Here is an 18,146-nt window from a genome sequence, read left to right as displayed (position 1 = left end):
GAGGCGGCTCTTTCAATAGCTGTCAGTACCGATACAAAACTGACCCATCGTGTTGACAAATAGCTCCGGCTTGCACTCATCAACGGAGATTTGATCAACACGCTGATATCCCGTTTTTTCTTCGCCGTGAAAACGCTCTTGGTCCCATATCAGCAAGATGCAGGACTTTGCTGCCGGCCATTCCCAATACGTTGCACGCAGGCTTGGGTAAGCCCCAAATCGAAAAGCTGATCGCGCTACGCCGTTCGAGTGAAAGAGCCTGGTTGAAGCACGTGGGGGCAGCCGGGCAAGCGATGGATCACAGGACCCTGTTCCAGAAGACTCTTGTCCTGTTTGACCAGGGGGACTTCAACTACGAACGTTTCCAGGATGAGTTGCTGCACAAGATGGCGCAGTTGCTGGGGCGGGATTACAACGTGCTGAAACTGGACCTCCTCGAGCCTGAACGCCAGCCGCCGCAACAACACGCGTTAGGGCTCTCCCTGACCGCTCCATCGTTATCGCCGCCATTGATGGTCGGACAGGTAGGGCAGGCCACTGACCACGCTCCTGGGCTGTTAGAGATGCCGACATCTGGCAACTCTGTGGGGGGTAGAGAAGTGGTTTCGCCTGAGCCTTTTGACGAATTGGAGCGTTCTGATGAGCTGCCGTTCACGCTCACAGCAGGGGCGCAGCCTGCAGGGCTCCTGGATCATATAGGCCCGATCACACCGCAACGCGTGCCATTCACTGAAGTGATTGGGCCGCTGCAGGTCAGTGGTGATGGTGATGCGATACCCGGTGTCGAGTCGATGTCCGAACCGTTCGTTGTTATGCCAGCAGATGATCCAAATCGGGTGCAGGATCATGGCGACCTCGAAGGTGTTGTCGATGATCCTGAGGGTTTGCTCCAGGCGATTTTCGGTTTGGTGCGGGACATCGCTGATGAGGTGGCACTGGCGCCTGAGTTTTTCTGCGCGTGGGACCAGGGTATCGGTTATCTGTGCGTTCATCCGGCCGCCAGCGGAAATGACTCGCTTGCTGTCTTGCCAGAGGGGCTCACGCCTCAGGCGCATATTCTCCTCAAACTCTTGGAGGGATTGAGTGACGGTTGTGGACTGGCCTTAGGGGCAGAGCCGCTTAGGGGAAACGCTGAGCTGGCGTTGCCCTTTGAAATGCCCAGTGACGGATTCGCGGTCAAGCTTGGGCAATTACTACTGGGTGGTTTGCCGTTCGACAATCAGCCGGTCTCGAGAATGGAGCGTCTCAGTGATATCGCCTTGATCAAGCTGTTCCGGGTCATACGTTTGGCTAGGCGTCTTGCTGAATACCAGGAAGATTGGCCTGCTGGGTGAATGTCCGTGTGATTCCACTGGAATCATACCGGCAAGGCGCCACTGTATTTTCGGTGAATTTGGTACGCAGTTCGCCTACCTGACCCTCAATCCCGCTGGCTTCGCTTCTCGACTTTTACACGCTAAAACCAATCATACGTAAACCTGTTTGTCGACTGACGACTGGCCTGTTCCTGATGACACTGAAGCCCTGACCTCAATCTATCAGGAGCGTTCTATGTCCAATCCCTTCCCGCTCACGCTCGGTCCTTTGCGCAGTGCAATGGAACTGACGCTTCACACCTACCACGCGACCTTCATTTGGCAAGGCAGGTCCGCTGACAAAGAGAAGAGCAGCATCATCGGCCTCAATGGCTTCTCCAGCTTGATGAACAAGATCAAGCGCGGGGCTGAGCAGGATGATCCTTACGCTGATTTCTGGATGATCCGTATCCACGAAAAGCTGGAGCATTCGAAAGACGCCTTGACCCTGATTAAGGATCAATTGGATGAGCAGATGGGCTGCCTGCCCGCTGCCATCCGTGCTGGCGACAACCTCAATGTTCACCCGGTTACATTGCCGCTTCACATCAACACTCCGTTGGGTTTCTTGGCCGTATACCTGCTGATCGACTACGACAACATCGTTCGCCGGTTGCTGCAGGGGCACCACATCGCATTGATCGGGCGCCGGGATATGGAACGTTGGATCAATGAGGGCGGGCATGTGTTGCGCAGCCTGTTTAGCTTGGCTCAGCAGTTCAAGTTTTCCGGGGCAACCCGTGAGGATTTCATCGCCAACAATGCCGCGGCGCGAGAAGCCCGGGAGCGGTTTGGGGAGTTGCCGGCGGATGTGCTGGCGGGCACTCGGCGCTCTGAATTTGCCCCTCAGATTATTCGGCGTCGGGTGAGCGATGAGAGGCCGCCAGAGGCCGTTGAAGACGAGATCGAGGATGAGGCTGAGGTTGGGGACAATGCTGGGGAGAACCAGGTGTTTTCGGGGCCTGGTTTGGTTGAGAAAAGTGATGGACTCCGAGTACCTGGGAGGGTGATGCCATGACTATTTCAGGAGATGCTTTTGGTGGTGATCTCTCGGTAGCGCCGGAGGATGGTGCAAAACACACTGCCTTCCAGCCACTGCAACACACTGCTTTCCAGGCATTGGAATACACAGCCTTCCTTAAAGGGCTTTTAAAGCCTTTTAAGGGTAAGGGGGAGCTGGTCGAATTCGGGGATGCGTGCAGTCAACTGACGGGCAGTCTGATCGAGCTCGCCATCAAAGGTGTGCTGGCTCAAGCGGAACGTTATCCGTTTACCTTGTTGCCCATTCGATTGACGAGGCAGCCCACGGGGGCGGGCACGGTGTTCCTGCGTTGGAGTCGAGTGGACCGCAGCAAGATGGGCGTGGACCTGTGGGCGGAGTTGATTCGCGATGAGCGCACGTCCATCAACCTGGTGCCCGATCTCTATGCGTTGGAGCTACAGCGGATCGTGATCAACATGCAGATCAGCCTGACCCACAGCATCAGTCGCCAGGCTTTCCTATGCGCTTGCAAAGTAGAAGCTGCCGATGAGGTTTACCGTCAGCGAATGGATCAAGACGTTAGTCATTACACGGAGAGGAACTGACCATGGCCAGCAATTTTTGGGGTGAGGGCAACATCGGCACGGAGCCTGAATTCAAGGAGATCTCCAACGGTAACAACGAGCCTTACCGACTGCTTCGGTTGAATGTTTACTTCGACAATCCGATTCCGAAAAACGATGGCAAGTACGAGGATCGAGGTGGGTACTGGGCCGGTGTCGAAGTCTGGCACAAGGACGCTGAGCGCTATTCCGAGCTCTATTGCAAAGGGATGCGGGTGCTGGTCACTGGGCGAATACTTATGGACAAGTGGGAGGATGACAACGGTGTCGAATGCCGCGCGATGAAGGTACAGGCCAGTCGCGTGGGGATCTTGCCGCATCGTGTTGAGAGCATTGCCATGGCGGTGCAGGAGCGTCCTTTGCCTGTTCCTGAGGCTGATGAGCCGGAATGAAGGCGGAGGCTTTGAGCTGCACGGCAGAGGCCCTTGGACGGGCCTCTGCTGCTTTGATCAGTTCTTGTGTTTGATCGATGCTCGCCTGCTGGAGAGTACGTGGCATCGGTCTTGTGGCAAGGTTGCCCCAATCAGTATTGGTCGCAACTACTGCCCTTTGTGACTTCCACTGGAGTCACTCTGCGCTTCTGCTGGTCGCCGAGCATTGCCGAAGGGGAGGCTGTTTTTGTCGGGGGCGATCATCGGGAAGGTACACAAGGGCATGAAACAGCGCGCAATAGATACGGAGAGAGGCTGGGTTGGTCGTGACCTACAATCAGCGCTTTATCCTCAGTTCACGTCATAAGGACATGTCATGCGCACGAATCGACTTCTGGGTACGCTGTGTTTCTCCTTCCTGGTCATGTCGGGCTGTCAGAGCCCTACGCATGAAACGCTTCGGTCGCCGGTTCCCGTTGCCGCCGCTGTTACCTCGAATATTGTCACGCTCGACAAGGGGGGGGCTTTGTGCTGATGTATGACTGCACCAATCACACCGCGTTGCGTTATCAGTACGTGCTGACCGCCGATACCGGGTCGGTGCCGCGTCCTTCGTCGTTTCGCCTTGATCCGGATCTGCCCAGTGGCTGTGGCCAGCAGTCCAGTGCAGCGACTTACTCCAGTGTCAGCGGGTGGGATCGGGGGCATCTTGTGACCTCCAATCATATGGACTACGACGAGACCTACATTCGTCGTGCCAACTACATGACCAACATCGTGCCGCAGGTGGGCGCTTTCAACCGCGGCATCTGGAAGCAGGCGGAGGAGGTTGCCGAGTGCTATCGGGATTTGGCGACGGTTCACGTCTACGGTGGTGTACAGCGATCCGTCGAATGACTACTTCGTGGCTTCCCATGGCATTCGCACGCCTGACTATTTTTGGAAAACCGTCGTCACCACGAATGCGGCCGGGGAGACCCAAGCCATCAGTTGGTACATTCCCAATCAGGCAGGCCTGGGCAATCTGGATGCCTATATCCGCGGCATCAATGAGCTCGAAGCCGAGGTCGGTGCAGAGAACGTGAATATCCCGGTGTCGGCCAGTGTGAAGGCGCAAAAGCCGGCGGTCACGTGGCCTAAGCCGAGTGGGTGTGATCTCAGCTGAATCTAGTAGGGATATTGGGCAATTGCCACGATGTTCGTTTTTGGCCGATCGTTGCTTCTGACGATTGGTTAAAGGAGAGTCCATAGCCCTCTACAACGTTTAACGAAAGTTCGTTACCTGAATAGAGCATTCTTCATCTTTAGCAAAGGGGCAAAAAGCTATCATCGCTCGGCAGCAAACGCTGCGAGGATAAATTGGAACGGGAGCTATTTTTCCATGATGGAAAACGCCGAGCTGGAAGCTTTCAAGGCTATTGTCGATTACGGCAGTGTCACTCAGGCCGCGCTGAAGCTCAACCGCGTGCAATCAAGCATCTCATTCCGCATTAAGACGCTGGAATCCAAGCTGGGCACCCGCTTGTTCGAGCGTTCAGGACGTCGCATCGTAGTGACGGCCGCAGGCAACGAACTGTATGGCTATGCCTCTCAGATCCTTGAGTGGGTAGCGAAGGCCGAGGCTAGTTTTGGGCAGGGCAGCGGTCCTCAGAAGCTGCGCCTTGGGGTGATCGAAAATTTCACGCTTTCTCGTCAGCCGTTATTGCAGCGAATAATGAGCAATCCGATTGAGTTGGATATCGATGTTACCTTGGGCAACTCCACCTATTTGATCGACGCATTGGAGTCGGGTATTTGTGACGCCGCCATCGTCGGCGCTGGAATCGCACCTGGGCATTTGACGCGGCTTGGATTGTTCGAAGATCGACTCACGCTGATTTATGGCGAGTCGCATGCTCCGGTATCGCTGGATACCTTGGATGGGTGCAGCTTTTTGGTCAACAGCCGGCAGAGTGCCTCGCAACGCAACCTTAAAGAGTTGCTGACGCTTCATCGTGCTACACCTGATCGGATCGTTGAGTGCGGCTCCTACTCGTTGTTGTTCTCTCAGGTAGCGAATGGCGCAGGTGTCTCACTGGTGCCCCAAGCACTGGTTGAAGTTTTTGCCCCTACCCACAAAGTGCTTAGCCTGGAACTGACGGCCCCCTATGCGACGTTCAATACTGAAATGGTCTTTCTAGATGCGTCACTTGGATCTGCTGCAAGGCGGCTTACCGAATGGATTCTTGAAAGTGAGACATGTGAGGTTAGGTCGACGGTTGGGCAGCGAGTGGAGATGAGCCACGGCTAACCATGGCTCATCGTGCTCAGCTATGTGCGGATGGACCTATTAGTTACAGGAGCAACGTACTGCTTCGTCCTCATAGCTTACGCTGATCTCAAGTGAATCCAGATCTGAACAGGCAGTAATCAAATCCCCGTCCTTGAGTTGAAAACCGTCGCGATCGCTGCTGATCGCGGCGCCCAAAAGAACGAAATGGACGGTCCCCGGTTCGCATAACGTGTCATGTTGGAACAGCATCGTTTCCAGTTCGGGTTTGCTGATGTTCAATTGAGCTGAGCCTAGCTGCGAAGACTTCTTCCAGGCGACTTCTCCCTTTCTGATGACCGAGCTGCTAACGGTGGTCTGTTGCGGAAGGTCGCCAAGGACCAATTCGGGGCACACCACTGTTTGACGCAGCTTTGACAAGCCCGCCAGGCTGGGATGTCGATGACGCAGATCCGGGTCCGAAAAGTCGAAAGCCAGTGTATAGCCGCAGTACCTGGGGTTGCGAAGGTGGTCGATGACATAGACGCAGATGTACTCGACCTCGAAGCCTGCGCTGCAGGCGTGAAACGGTGTCGTCACGATCTCCTGTGCAACCACCAAACTGTTACCGTTCCCTTTGTAGTACCAGTCCGGCGCCTCACGAGTAGGGGCCTTCACTGCATTGACGTGGGTGTGCGTGTATCCAAACCCACTGACACAGCAATCCCTTGGCTCGCTTGGCTTTAGTGGGATAACGGGACGGGTGTTAGGGCACAGGGGACTCAATTGAGCGTCGAATGCCAGGCGCTCACTGAATGTTTCGAAATCCAGTCCGCTGGCAATCTTTTGCAGCATGAGGTCGAGCCCGCTATCGAAGCCGTTGAGCGTGCGATACCCATACGCAGCCGCACTTCCTTGCGCAATGCTGATCCTGCGAACTCCGTTATCGTCCACCCGTTCTATTAATTTGTTCATCAGGCAGTCTCTACCTTGCTCATCAGTTTCGGCTTGGGTTTGGCCGAGCACATCACAACGCCGACGGCGATAAGCAGCAGGCTCACCCAGTGGTAGGCATGGAGTGGCGTGCCCAGGAAAATGATGCTCAGGATGCCCCCGGACAATGGGACGATATGCGTAAAAATCTCCCCACGTGTTGCTCCGATTTCAGCGATGCCGCGGTTCCAGAACAGGTAAGACAGCCATGATGGAAAGATGACCAGGTACGCCAGCCCCCATAAGCTGACGGTGCCATTCAGCATCGTGTGAAGGCTGTCTGGTGTTAGGTATATCGTCACGAGCGTGAAGGGGATCAGCAGTAAAGTGCCAACCAGTGCGGAGTAGGTGACAAAGGCGCCGCCAGGAATTGTCTTGGGCTTTGTCCGCAGAAAGGCGCAGTACATTGCCCAACTGGCAGCCGACAGCATGGTCCATAGGTCACCCTTGTTGAATTGCTTGAGGAAGCGTAGGTCCGAGAGGTGGCCCATGGTAACCAGCCATATGACGCCTAACGTACTGGCTACGACGCCAAGCCAGTTGCCACGCGATATGTGGTCGCCGAATACAAAGCGATTGATTGACAGTACCAAGCATGGTGTTGCCGAGAGATAGATGGCAGCGTTCAACGACGTGGTGTACTGCAGCCCTATGTACAGGGTCAGCGGGAACAACACCTGGCCGCAGATTGCGAGCATCGTCAGCGTTTTCCAGGACTGACGAATCGCCCCCATTGATCGGGTCAGAGGTCGATAATTAATGATCAGTAGCAACGCACTGGTCAGCAGCCATCGAGCTTGCGACAGGAGAACAGGATCGATGTCGATGACCATCAACTTGCCAACGACATAGTTGCCACCCCAAAAGACGGCAGCGAGGGAGAGATAAAGATACGGCATGGGTTGTCTCCTTTACACCTTTTCCAGGCAGGCGAATTCCAGATGACCGAGCTTGATGTCTGCGCGGCGAATGAATAGCGCAGACGCCGAGTCACCAAGGATGTTCAATGCTGTCAGTGGATAGAGGAGTAGGCCTCCAGGGGCGCAGACTCTGAGGGCTTCCTCAACCACAGTGGTGGGTGGTTGACCTTCGACAGCGCTTACCACGACGACGCCATAGCCCAGCTTTCGGCGATAGTGGTAGTGACCTCCGGTGACGAAGGGCAGTGCATCCGCATTGAGGTCCGCGCGTACCCGCAGGCGTCGTTGCCCAGCATCCTGAGCCCACTGCAAAAGTCTGGCAAAACCAACACGCGAGTCACTGATGATGTCGGTGGCTCGATCTGCGAACCAGGGGGCCATCCTTTGGGCATCAGGCCCGACCAACAGGGCGCAGGCTTGGCCAGCAAGCTCTTTGAGCACTGCCTTGAGCTCGGTAGGTGTTTCGCAGTCCAAAGGTTCTTCATCGCGATAGGCGATCAACCAGTCTGCATTGACCACCTCCCAGTCACTGATCTGGAGTGTTTGTTCCACGGTTGGCTGAAAGCTTTCCATCAGCCAGGACTTATAGGGTAGGTACTGAAGAATTTTTCCTTGGTCGCCAACAATCGAGTAGTCACCAACCCAACTGTTCACGAAGCTGCGCAGACCAACGATGCTGCCTTTGCCCAAGTAGTCTGCGTTCCAGCCAACAATTGCTTCCCGACCGACCCAGGCGTAATCGCAGAGCCGCACGGGGGGCAAGCGTGTCATGGCAACGGTTCTGGAGCCGATCGAGAGCCGGCCGTAAGGATCATGGTCTTGGCGCAGCAACTGCGATCCTGGCGACAGCCAGGCGCCATCGCCGATGCGAACATCGCCTCCCGCGTTTATGGCCGCGTTGCGACCGAATCGGACGTATCTGCCCACTTGGATTTTTGGCAGTTGCTGTGCGCCGTAATCCAACTGATGGTCGGCGTGAGGATGGCTGAAGTAGGCGCCATTTTCGAAGTGAGTGGGTGAGATCAAATGCTCACCGGCGGCTTCCTTCACGATCAATGGGTCGCCGTCGTTAATGATTTGGAAATGGGTCTCGTGTAGGCCAAGCTCGTTCGACAGATCAGAAAGCCGGGACTGGACCGTTCTAGAAAACTGGATTTCGTCCCGATGTCCGCTGATGCCTTGTGACGCCTTGCGCAGTTGACGCAGTGCATTCACATACAGCGGAATAGGGCGATTTTCCTGCGGGCTGGACAAGGCCCACTCGAGTGCACCCAGGGTGCCACCCTGGTCGGGGATAGCAGTGGGAGTCAGCGTTACACTTTTATCCAGATAACGGTCAAACACTTCAATATTCCTTCAGCTTTCAAACCCATAAACCGAGCGTTGTGCTCGGTGAGGGAAGCTTACGAAGGCGTTGGCAGCACGAATATCGAGTTATTTTGCTGGGTCAATTCGAAGAAAACGAATGATTGGGCATGGGGGGACTGCCCTTACCCTATGGGCAGTATCAGCTCTGCTCCTTGGTTTCTGACATTCCCTACCGCAGTGCCCACGGGGTACCACTCGAACGCATCGACTGGAAGGCAAAGGTTATTCGCGATGTCTTCTGCGCGTGCTGGCGAGAGTTCAGGGTCGATCCATTCCCGGGCGTGTTCCGGCGCCAGCACTAGCGGTCGTCGATCGTGAATGTCGACCATGCCCCGGTCGCTGGCGGCGGTGATGATGACAAAGCCATCGCCCTCGTGGGGTTCAATCCCGGGGTGAACCTGGGCCAGGGCAGCGAAGAACATCGGCGCCTGGCTCTTCAGCCGAATGAAGTACGGTTGCTTCTTCTTCGGGTCACTGGGATCTTTCACCCACTCGTACCAACCGTCGGCCACCACCAGGGCTCGTCCTTTCGGCCAGAGCTGTTTGAAGAACTTGCCGGTGGTGACCGTCTCGACGCGGGCATTGATGGGATCAGGTCGTTTGCCCTTGGCCCAGAAGGGCGCCCAGCCCCAATGAACGGGATCGATCCGCAGACCTTCCTCAACGCTGTGCAGGATCAACACCCGGGTGGTAGGGGCGATGTTGTAGCGGGCGATGGGTTCATTGTCGTAGCCGCTGATGACGTCTTGCTCGGCCTCAAGCTCGCGTAGGTAGTCCGCCATGCCCTGGTACTGCGCAAATCGTCCGCACATGCTGACCACCTCCGCTTGTCGCAATCCCCCTCAATGGAATTGACCGCAAGGCTCCTACAACGTTAACTGTATATTCGTACAGGTATTTCGGAAGTCGTGCGTCATGAGTTTTACCATTCTAGGCCCTCTCGCAGAAGGCGGCGTCGCGCTGCCTCTGTGTTCCTTCAAGGTGCCGGCGGGTTTCCCGTCGCCGGCCGCAGACCATATCGAGCAACAGATCTCACTGGACGAGCTTTTGAACATACGAGCACCCCATGTGTACCTGGTGTCGATTGAAGGGGACAGCATGCAGGGCGCTGGGATTTTCGACGGCGACCTGGCCGTCGTGGACCGGTCTATGGAGCCGCTGCACGGGCACATCGTCGTTGCACTGCTGAACAACGACCCGGTCTGCAAGCGGCTATGCAAACAGGGGCCCGAGGTCATACTGAAATCGGAGAACCCCCGGTACCCGTCCCGTTACGTCATGGAAGGCGATGAGCTGTCGATCTGGGGGGTAATTACCTTCAGTGTGCGCAGTCATGCCCATTAACCCCCCTGAGCCGGTCTTCGCACTGATCGACTGCAACAGCTTCTATGCCAGCTGCGAGCGGGTGTTTCGTCCGGACCTCGCCCATACACCCATCGTGGTGCTGAGCAACAACGATGGTTGTGTAATTGCCCGCTCCGCGGATGCCAAGCCGCACATCAAGATGGGCGAGCCGTATTTCCAGATCCGGGACAAGCTTCGTCAGCACTGCATCGTGCCGTTCTCCTCGAACTATGCGCTGTACGGAGACATGAGCCAGCGGGTCATGACTGTGATCGAGTCCATGGTGCCGGCCCTGGAGGTCTACAGCATCGATGAGGCGTTTGCCGAGCTCACCGGTATGACTGAGGACCTGGAGCTGCTGGGACGCCGTATACGCGCCCAGGTGCTCAGGAGTACCGGCATTCCGGTGGGGGTGGGTATTGCCGGTACCAAGACCCTCAGCAAACTGGCCAACCACGGCGCGAAGAAGTGGCAGGCGCAGTTGGGCGGTGTTCTGGATGTCCGGGCACCCAACCGCCGAGAAAAGTTGCTCAAGGCCTGCGACGTCTCGGACGTCTGGGGCATTGGCCGAAAGATGACGGCGCACTTGGAAGGAATGGGCATCAGAACCGCTTGGCAGCTCTCACAGGCCGATCCTTGGGTGCTGCGCAAGCACTTCAGCGTGGTGATCGAAAAGACCGCCCGTGAGCTGGCAGGGACGCCGTGCCTGGAGCTGGATGAGCCCGACGCGCCCAAGCAGGAGATCTGCTGCAGCCGGATGTTCGGCAGGCGGCTGAAGGAACTGCCATCGATCAAAGAGGCCGTGGCCACCTACATGATGCGGGCTTCGGAAAAGCTCAGGGCTCAGCAGTCGCTGTGCAAGAAGATCCGGGTGAGCATTCGGACAGGGATGTTCAACCCGGAGGAGGCCAAGTACGCCAATGGGGTGGTGATCGATCTGCCATACCCCACGGACGACGTGCGCCTGCTCACGAAAATGGCGGTGGACGCCCTCGACCAACTCTTTCGGCCCGGCTTCAAGTACAGCAAGGCCGAGGTCCTACTGCTCAATCTCTGTCAGCCGGGCGAGTACACCGATGACCTGTTCGCTGCCTCTCAACCCGCCAACACCTCCAAAGTGATGACCGTCCTGGACCAGATCAACAACCGATGGGGCAGGGGAACACTACGTGCAGCCAGCGTCCCGCTGAACCCCGAGTGGGGCATGCGCCGGGAGATGATGAGTCGCAGCTTCACCACGCGGCTGGATCAGCTGTGGCGGGTGTCATGTTGCTGAGTGCTGGACTCACTTGAGCCGTGTTACCTGGGCTGCCGGTGTCGTTAAGCGAAGCAGGAGGCAATACGGAACATGGCGCCTAGTCAGGCGTTGATCGCGTGCCGTCGTAGACGGTGCCAGGCTGCCTATTTCGTGACAGGCAGCATCGGCCCCTCATCAAGCTCATCTTTACTCCCACCAGGGACGACTACCCGTGATTCTGACGATGTACTTTCGCCCGCTCCTCACATACACCATTGGTGTTTGCGGGAGACGTCTACACAGGTTAACTCGATTAGTAGCTCTTTCGGCAAATGGTTCAAAGCGGGGCGGTTACCACATAGTCGTATAGTGGGTAACTATAGTCGTGTCACAAAAAGCATCAATAACACCATCACACCAATACCTATTACATCCACCAACATGCTTAGCCACTTCGATCCACCGTATAGGGCCTTCATACCCAGTTCGCTATTGCGTCCGGCAAGCTTCATGGCAGAGCCGATAATTAACACTGCGACCAGAGCACCGACCTGATGCGTTTGAACATAGGTGTTGAAGAACTCACCAACATCGCCCTGAGTTTTCCAGTTCCATAAGCCATACACTATACCTGTGATGTAGAGGCTCAGCCATAGTCCCCACGCTGCCGTGGTAACCACAAAATATTTCAGCGGTGGCTTGCTTAGCTCGGGGCGCCATTTGCGTATCACATGGATGGCGCCATAGTGATAGCCCCAACGTAGGCTAGCTAGGGCATATACCAGCAAGGCCGTCAGGGCAAATACCATCCAAAAGTATCTGCCTTCGGTTTTGTGCAGTTGCAGTAGCAAATCGGCGGGAGGTTTTGCAGGAGAGGGCTTGTCCATTTCTCTCCAGAACATCCACTGGTAGATCGACTGAGCCGCAGCCGCGCAGACGCCAGCCACCGCCAATGGTGTGCCCCAAAGCCCCGGCAGTTTTGCGTACGCAGGTTGGGACTGGTGTGGATGTCTGATAAAGGCCAAGGGGCGGATAAACATGGGGCCAAGCATTAAAAGAATGTAGGTAGTAACTTTGGTGGCGCGTAGCAGGCGCCAGATTTTGCGAGGTGAAGTTAGCATTTATATGCAGTCTCAGTATTTTGTGTAGTGGTCTGTTATTTGCTCGGCGCGCCCTAAAGTCCCATGGCCGACGTTTAGAACGGTTGTAACCTACGCCCCTGATAATTCCCCTCCGGCCCATTCATCACCGGTTGTAGTCTTGAACAACCGCTTGAATATTTCATGCTCCTCTAGAACCAGGGGGCCGAAATGGTGAGTATTTTCAAAGGCGGAAATAAAGCTGCTGGCGGCATGCCCAACTGCTGACAATATGTCGACCATTTGCTCCTCGGTCTCTAACTGGAATGCCTCAACGGTTTGCTCCTGCCCTCTGTGAGCACTCATGAAATAGCTCATGCTGTACACTGAGCCATGAATGATTTCCGACGACACGGAGTAGATGCCTGCATACGCGTCCACAAGAGTGCCCCCCAGACGCCTGCCCGACTTTGCCTATGCGACTGATTTTTGATGGTACATCAAGAGAGCTCCACGAGTCCTGTCCTCGGCCGGCGAATTCTGGGAAGAGCCTCGCTACCGTCGCTTTAGGTTTTGCGTCATGACCCAGAGTCATCATGAATTCCCCCGGAACCGATCACGCGATCTTGGCAGACTGACTCGCCCGTGCACCTGCTTGACCCGATACGTCACCGTCTGATTAAGTTACGCTATCCCCGTGTTCGAGAAGTGCTGAGGTGAAGATGCTCATCGATAGTCGTCAGTTTCGCTTGGTAATATCCCTTACGGATCTGTTCCATTGGCCGGATGACGACGTCCCCGTTCTACTGGACGACTGGAGGCGGGCGATCGAGTTGTTGGGATTCGATGAGGTTGAGATAACGGCGCTGTATGATGTTTATTTCGACGGGACTCCGATTGGGCAAGGTGACGTTCACGCCTTCATCAATAAGGCCCAGCCAGAGAATACGCTGATCTTCGACTTGTACCGAGGCCTGACAGATCAGTTGGATATTATCGCAGTTGCCATCAGCGTTTCCGGGGAGCGAATTACCCAGATAAAGTCGTTATTACGGCAAGTATTCGATTTGGCTTCCTGTCAAATTCACTATGAGGAAGGCAGCTTTTTGCAAGCCTTCAAGGAGATGACCAATGTTGAGGGCTATCCAAAAGTGATCAGGGAAAGCGCCTATCATCAACAACTTCTGATCAAGCACTGCTAACGTATCGGGTGCTTGATCTACTTATCCGACAGCTCTCATGTACGATCATAATATCCGTACGGGTCGATAGGGGGTAGTCACGAGTAACTGAAGCTGACTCAAAGCCGCCAGATATGAGGACTCCCTTCTGCTCGAAACGAACGACGCTATGCAGATTTACACCGATTACAGCATTCCACGGCCAAAACTGATAAAATCCATTAGCCTCCTAAGTAAGTAGTGATGAGACGTTCACAATGAGTAATGAACTGAGCGAGGAGGAGATGCGTTTGGCGCTGTTTGGTCCCTCCAACCCAAGCACCGATCCGGTACCGGCGCCAGAACCTGAGCCAACGTTCGTACCCCCTCCAGCGCCAACCCCCAAGCCTCGACGTGTTGTCAAAGCACTCTCCCCAAAGCTGCGAGTCACACTGCGCGCTACCAAGCAGTTTGGCGGTGACGTCGAGGTGCTGACCTATGATGCCAATACCCTGAGCACCTTCATCGCTGAGCAAGAGGCCAAGGCCGAGGCCAAAAAGAAGAAGTTCCGGTATTTCGAGTTGGTGTCGATCAAGCCCATCTAGCGTTTGTGATCCAGCGCGCCGGACAGCTAGCGCCGGCTGGGGCATTCCCACGTGTGGTTGTATCTCGCTCGACCCGTTCGAGCTGGGCGGCTCCGAGTGGCTCGTTGGCACCCAGAACACGCCCGCGACATCAGCCCGATGATGCACCTCTCATGAGCCAAGCAATATCGAGGGCTTGACTCTCCTGCCAGGGGCAGACTTTACCCTGAGGGCTCATTCCCTCTGGAGCCCCACATGAGCAAGCGCACCCTGGTCGTTCTCGGCCACCCTTCAGCGAACAGTTTCTGCTCGGCGCTGGCCGATGCGTACCTTGAATCGTCTTTCCAGGCAGGTCACGAAGTACGCCTGTTGCGGTTGGGCGAGCAACGCTTCAACCCGGTGCTGCACGACGGCTATCATCTGACACAACCACTAGAGCCAGACCTTCTGCAGGCCCAGGCCGACATTGCCTGGGCGCAACACCTGGTGTTCATCTACCCGATTTGGTGGGGCGGCATCCCGGCACTCTTGAAGGGCTTTCTGGATCGGGTACTACTGCCCGGCTTTGCCTTCAAGTACCGACAGAACTCTCCGTTTCCGGAGCAACTGCTCAAGGGCCGTAGCGCCGAACTGTTGGTTACCCTCGATACGCCACCTTGGTATTACCGCTGGGTCTATCGCATGCCTGGCGTGCATCAAATGCGCAAGACCACCTTGGAGTTCTGTGGCATCAAGCCCGTGAAAGCCATCACCTTCGGCCCGCTGATCAAGTCCCGGCCTGAGCAGCGGGAACGCTGGTTGGCGCAAGCACGGGCCATTGCCCGTCGCTAGGGGGCGGAATTTCAGGTAATTTCGGTGCTCTGCACATCATCAATGGACTGTTCATGTACATCGGTAAAGCGGCTCAACTGTCAGGTACGACGGTAAAAACCATCCGTCACTACGAGGCCATTGGCCTGCTACCCGCCGCGCGACGCCAAGGTCGTTATCGCCTCTACGATGAGCAAAGTGTCGAGTTGCTGATGTTCATCAAGTGCGCCCAACAGTTGGGTTTCAAACTCAAGGAATTGCAAGCCTTGATGCCGGCGCAGTGGACCGCGAGCTTTCCCTGGGGCACCGCTCAACAAGCACTGGCGACCAAAAAACAGGCGTTGAAGATGCAGATTCAGGCTCTTGAAACACAGTGCGTGCAGCTTGAATGGTTCGAGGGCGAGCTGACCAGAAACCGCCAGTTGTGCCCTGTGTGACATGTCCGTTTTCTATCCCGCGAGAGTGGCCTGCTTCCCTACACTCCGAGGCTTCATGAACAACCACCTTGCCCGTTTGATTTCTGACTACCAGGCCAGCGTCCGAACGGCCGTGGAGCTCATGCAACGATCTGGTATCCCTATGCCTTCCACTTGCACGGACTGGGTTGGAACTGACATTCCCAACCGTGGTGTGCTCGAGGGTGGGATTCAGTACTACAAGCATGGCTACGGCTGCGCGGTGAGCCTCTCCACGGGCGCAGTAGACTTTGACTTTGGGGATCAAGGTGAGATCGCCGGGTTCGACGTATGGCGTCTCGCCGGTTTTGCTGATTCCAGATTGCCGGGATACGGCTTTGCCACCGAGGACGCACTCAAGGTGTGTTTCAAAGAGGAGGTGGCAGCAGGCTCTCTGGTGTACTCGGGGTACATCCTTTACTACCTTGCAGACGCCGCTCATTCACCCTCGGTGGACGTATGCAAGGGCAGTACACCGCAGTTGGAAATCGAGAGCGCCAGATACGACGAGTTTCTCGACCTATGGGCGCAAGGAGCGTTTGATCAGCAGCGACTGGGCCAGGCGTTCTACAACTATTTTCGTCTGCATCAACTCACTGACCAGGCCGTTCTCCAGGGACTGTATGAGGCCGATGCCGAAAAGGCCGGTGCCGTTATTTCCCGTGTTTTTCGGATCAGGTAACGTTCGAAGCTCTGGCCGCAGCGGATCGCCGCATCGAGTAGACGCTGGCCAGCGCATCTTCCTGAATCCCAGGGATGGGCTGATGATCATGCCGCACGGTGACAGGGCTGGTTTTGAGCCAGCGTCCGGACTGAGGTTGTACACGAATTAGGGTGGCAGCCATACGCAGGTGTGCAAGACCGGGCATATCGGACCCCGGCAGACTCGAAAGTCTCCTGCGCACGGCCACCATAAAGCAGAAGTCGCAGGCATGGAATTGCCTGCCGACACCGCTTGTTTGAGGGCGCGTGAACACCGATATGACCGGACTTGCACGTCCGTATCATCAACTGCGTGACGACGGAGCAAGACTATCCGCGACATCCGGCTCAAACAAGCGGTCAGGATGTCCTAGGAAACTTCACTCAAGGGGAGCAGAGAACTCTTGCTGGTCGCTGAAGTTGCCGGCTTCGGTGAAAGGCCGTGATCGTCACTGACCCTGTGTTCGATCCTGCTGGTTGAACGGGACAGCTGTGGGTGGCTATTTCGAGCCAGGGGCTGGTCAGCAGATCGACAGGGCAGGTGAGCTGCTCGCCTGAAAGATTGGCCTTTAGAGTTTGATCAATTGTTGACTGGACATTGCGTTGACAGAAAAATCTGGGCCTCGCAGAAGTTTTCGGATGTCCTTGACCTCTCCTAGCATGATGGCGTGCAGGCCAGAAGGCATCAGCTTTGCGCTGGCATATTCTGCCCATGACCGAAGACTCCCAGACTCGTGACCAAAGTCCGGTGCGAGGGTGTGCCAGTTCTTGGCGTCGCGCTGTTGAGTGAGGTCGCAGGTGGCCAAGTAGAGTTTCCGCAGCTTGGTGTCGAACTCTGAGATATTTACACCCCAGTTGTCGATCACGCACGTGCGCACGATTTCTTGAAGCTTCGGATGTAGGCCTGTGAGTATGGCGTTCTTGGCGGCGCGCACGACCTGATCGCGTTTATCCCCGTGATAGGGCCCTCCAGCCTTGGCTCTGTTCACGGCATCTTGCATGGCTTTCAACGTAATATCGTAGGCGTGCAGGATATCCTGGCAGTGCTCTTGCTCGGCATCTCGTCCATCCAAAGATACCGCTGCATCGATCTCCACGAAAATCTGCCGATTACCTGGTTCCTCTATGTAGTCAGTCGTGTGACCGCCGGACATCATTAAGCCAGTGGCATAAAGGCCCGGTGCCAGATGGTAGGCTTCGTTATCTCCCTCGTAGGCGGCTTGCAGGATTTGCACATGAGCTGACCAGCCTCTGTAGGGTCTTTGCTGACAGACAATGTTGAACTTGGGGCTCAGTACATGCGTTGGTGGAGAGGTGATCCCGCAGTCCATGGGGGCTGCCCCCTTTGCATTGAGCTCCTCTCGGGTGTGGAGTTCGGTCGAGACGCGAGCGAGCATACTGCCTCCTTGGCTGTTTCTGTTTGGTCGTCAGGGCTGCGGATGAATCGGGGCGCTCGCAGGGAACTCCCACGGGTTTCGGCCGAAAGAATAGACAGCAATTGACAGTATTACCCGTTGGCCAGGAACGGGCGGTATAGCCAACACCTGTGTAATCTTTCTGATCTGGTCAACAGACAGTCACTGCGCGGATTGGGCAGAATGTCGTCATAGACGCTTACCGCTGACATAAAAAAGCCCGACTGCGTCGGGCTTGAGTGAGGTGTTGCTGTAGGCCGATTCCAGGTTATGAATCAACCCGCTCGTCCTTGAGTGACAGGAGCAGATACGGCGTCTCCGGGTCTGTCTCCACCAGGTTGAGTGTCAGCTCCAGGGAGGACTGTTTCGTACTCCGTCCTGTGTGCAGTCGCTGGTAGAGCCCGAAGTGAACCTGCCGAGCGTCCGGCTGCCGGTGGTGGGCTTTGCTCACGGCGTGCAACAGATCCAACAGCCGACTCTCGTAGCTTGAACCACACCGG

The 18,146-nt window shown here is 56.0% G+C and carries 19 protein-coding genes and 2 pseudogenes; 13 read left to right on the top strand and 8 right to left on the bottom strand.

Annotated features, from left to right (window positions below; translation table 11 throughout):
* The first annotated feature begins 167 nt into the window (after positions 1-167).
* The 6 genes and pseudogenes from M5B96_RS31830 to M5B96_RS31800 all read left to right on the top strand — a co-directional run bounded on the left by M5B96_RS31830 (position 168) and on the right by M5B96_RS31800 (position 5,621).
* Entirely contained in the window at positions 168-1,334 is a 1,167-nt protein-coding gene (locus M5B96_RS31830) for a hypothetical protein (protein ID WP_248801075.1), read from the top strand.
* 217 nt (positions 1,335-1,551) lie between these two features.
* Complete coding sequence (locus M5B96_RS31825; RefSeq protein ID WP_248801073.1) at positions 1,552-2,373, top strand: PFL_4669 family integrating conjugative element protein; 822 nt, start codon at positions 1,552-1,554, stop codon at positions 2,371-2,373.
* On the top strand, positions 2,370-2,942 hold the full coding sequence (locus tag M5B96_RS31820) for a DUF3158 family protein (protein ID WP_248801071.1): 573 nt from the start codon (positions 2,370-2,372) through the stop codon (positions 2,940-2,942). Before M5B96_RS31825 ends, M5B96_RS31820 begins: the two co-directional genes overlap by 4 nt.
* 2 nt (positions 2,943-2,944) lie before the next feature.
* Entirely contained in the window at positions 2,945-3,352 is a 408-nt protein-coding gene (locus M5B96_RS31815; protein ID WP_248801069.1) for a single-stranded DNA-binding protein, read from the top strand.
* 513 nt (positions 3,353-3,865) lie between these two features.
* Positions 3,866-4,496 (top strand): annotated as a pseudogene (locus M5B96_RS32955) (DNA/RNA non-specific endonuclease).
* Between the two features lie 216 nt (positions 4,497-4,712).
* Positions 4,713-5,621: a LysR family transcriptional regulator gene (locus M5B96_RS31800; protein WP_248801066.1), complete on the top strand. Its 909-nt coding sequence runs from the start codon at positions 4,713-4,715 to the stop codon at positions 5,619-5,621.
* A 39-nt stretch (positions 5,622-5,660) separates the two neighbouring features.
* Here M5B96_RS31800 and M5B96_RS31795 read toward each other — a convergent pair whose 3' ends face one another.
* The 4 genes from M5B96_RS31795 to M5B96_RS31780 all read right to left on the bottom strand — a co-directional run bounded on the left by M5B96_RS31795 (position 5,661) and on the right by M5B96_RS31780 (position 9,672).
* Entirely contained in the window at positions 5,661-6,554 is an 894-nt protein-coding gene (locus M5B96_RS31795; protein WP_248801065.1) for a hypothetical protein, read from the bottom strand.
* Positions 6,554-7,471 carry a DMT family transporter gene (locus tag M5B96_RS31790; RefSeq protein WP_248747281.1) on the bottom strand — a complete coding sequence of 306 codons (918 nt, stop codon included), beginning with the start codon at positions 7,469-7,471 and terminating at the stop codon, positions 6,554-6,556. Before M5B96_RS31790 ends, M5B96_RS31795 begins: the two co-directional genes overlap by 1 nt.
* 12 nt (positions 7,472-7,483) lie before the next feature.
* Entirely contained in the window at positions 7,484-8,836 is a 1,353-nt protein-coding gene (locus M5B96_RS31785) for an acyltransferase (protein ID WP_248801064.1), read from the bottom strand.
* Positions 8,837-8,982: 146 nt separating this feature from the next.
* Positions 8,983-9,672, bottom strand: coding sequence for an SOS response-associated peptidase family protein (locus M5B96_RS31780; protein ID WP_248801063.1), 690 nt, complete (start codon positions 9,670-9,672; stop codon positions 8,983-8,985).
* A 103-nt stretch (positions 9,673-9,775) separates the two neighbouring features.
* Between M5B96_RS31780 and M5B96_RS31775 the strand changes: the two genes are divergently transcribed.
* Together M5B96_RS31775 and umuC are read left to right on the top strand one after the other, a co-directional pair.
* Positions 9,776-10,204 (top strand): LexA family protein, encoded by a 429-nt coding sequence (locus M5B96_RS31775; RefSeq protein WP_248801062.1) that lies wholly within the window; start codon positions 9,776-9,778, stop codon positions 10,202-10,204.
* Positions 10,200-11,480 (top strand): translesion error-prone DNA polymerase V subunit UmuC, encoded by a 1,281-nt coding sequence (gene umuC / locus M5B96_RS31770; protein WP_248801080.1) that lies wholly within the window; start codon positions 10,200-10,202, stop codon positions 11,478-11,480. Before M5B96_RS31775 ends, umuC begins: the two co-directional genes overlap by 5 nt.
* A gap of 338 nt (positions 11,481-11,818) precedes the next feature.
* On the opposite strand, the gene M5B96_RS31765 is transcribed toward umuC, so the two are convergent.
* Together M5B96_RS31765 and M5B96_RS31760 are read right to left on the bottom strand one after the other, a co-directional pair.
* Complete coding sequence (locus tag M5B96_RS31765) at positions 11,819-12,562, bottom strand: hypothetical protein (protein WP_248801061.1); 744 nt, start codon at positions 12,560-12,562, stop codon at positions 11,819-11,821.
* Positions 12,563-12,652: 90 nt separating this feature from the next.
* On the bottom strand, positions 12,653-12,886 hold the full coding sequence (locus M5B96_RS31760; RefSeq protein WP_248801060.1) for a hypothetical protein: 234 nt from the start codon (positions 12,884-12,886) through the stop codon (positions 12,653-12,655).
* Positions 12,887-13,236: 350 nt separating this feature from the next.
* Between M5B96_RS31760 and M5B96_RS31755 the strand changes: the two genes are divergently transcribed.
* The 5 genes from M5B96_RS31755 (at position 13,237) to M5B96_RS32950 (ending at position 16,211) form a co-directional block, all read left to right on the top strand.
* Complete coding sequence (locus tag M5B96_RS31755; protein WP_248801058.1) at positions 13,237-13,722, top strand: hypothetical protein; 486 nt, start codon at positions 13,237-13,239, stop codon at positions 13,720-13,722.
* Positions 13,723-13,958: 236 nt separating this feature from the next.
* The gene (locus M5B96_RS31750; protein WP_248801056.1) at positions 13,959-14,285 is read left to right on the top strand and encodes a hypothetical protein; all 327 of its coding nucleotides are present in this window, start codon (positions 13,959-13,961) and stop codon (positions 14,283-14,285) included.
* A 234-nt stretch (positions 14,286-14,519) separates the two neighbouring features.
* The gene (locus M5B96_RS31745) at positions 14,520-15,095 is read left to right on the top strand and encodes an NAD(P)H-dependent oxidoreductase (RefSeq protein ID WP_248801054.1); all 576 of its coding nucleotides are present in this window, start codon (positions 14,520-14,522) and stop codon (positions 15,093-15,095) included.
* 53 nt (positions 15,096-15,148) lie between these two features.
* Complete coding sequence (locus M5B96_RS31740) at positions 15,149-15,511, top strand: MerR family transcriptional regulator (RefSeq protein ID WP_248801052.1); 363 nt, start codon at positions 15,149-15,151, stop codon at positions 15,509-15,511.
* Positions 15,512-15,566: 55 nt separating this feature from the next.
* The gene (locus M5B96_RS32950) at positions 15,567-16,211 is read left to right on the top strand and encodes a DUF6896 domain-containing protein (protein WP_412548676.1); all 645 of its coding nucleotides are present in this window, start codon (positions 15,567-15,569) and stop codon (positions 16,209-16,211) included.
* Between the two features lie 589 nt (positions 16,212-16,800).
* Here the strand turns inward: M5B96_RS32950 and M5B96_RS31730 are convergent.
* Together M5B96_RS31730 and M5B96_RS31725 are read right to left on the bottom strand one after the other, a co-directional pair.
* Entirely contained in the window at positions 16,801-17,628 is an 828-nt protein-coding gene (locus M5B96_RS31730) for a hypothetical protein (protein WP_248801050.1), read from the bottom strand.
* 286 nt (positions 17,629-17,914) lie between these two features.
* Positions 17,915-18,146: pseudogene (locus M5B96_RS31725) on the bottom strand (hypothetical protein); the annotation flags it as partial.

The sequence above is a fragment of the Pseudomonas sp. MWU13-2105 genome (assembly GCF_023242315.1).
Taxonomy (GTDB): Bacteria; Pseudomonadota; Gammaproteobacteria; order Pseudomonadales; family Pseudomonadaceae; genus Aquipseudomonas.
The sequence above is the reverse complement of the archived record's forward strand: the minus strand, read 5'-3'. Positions and strand labels throughout refer to the sequence as shown.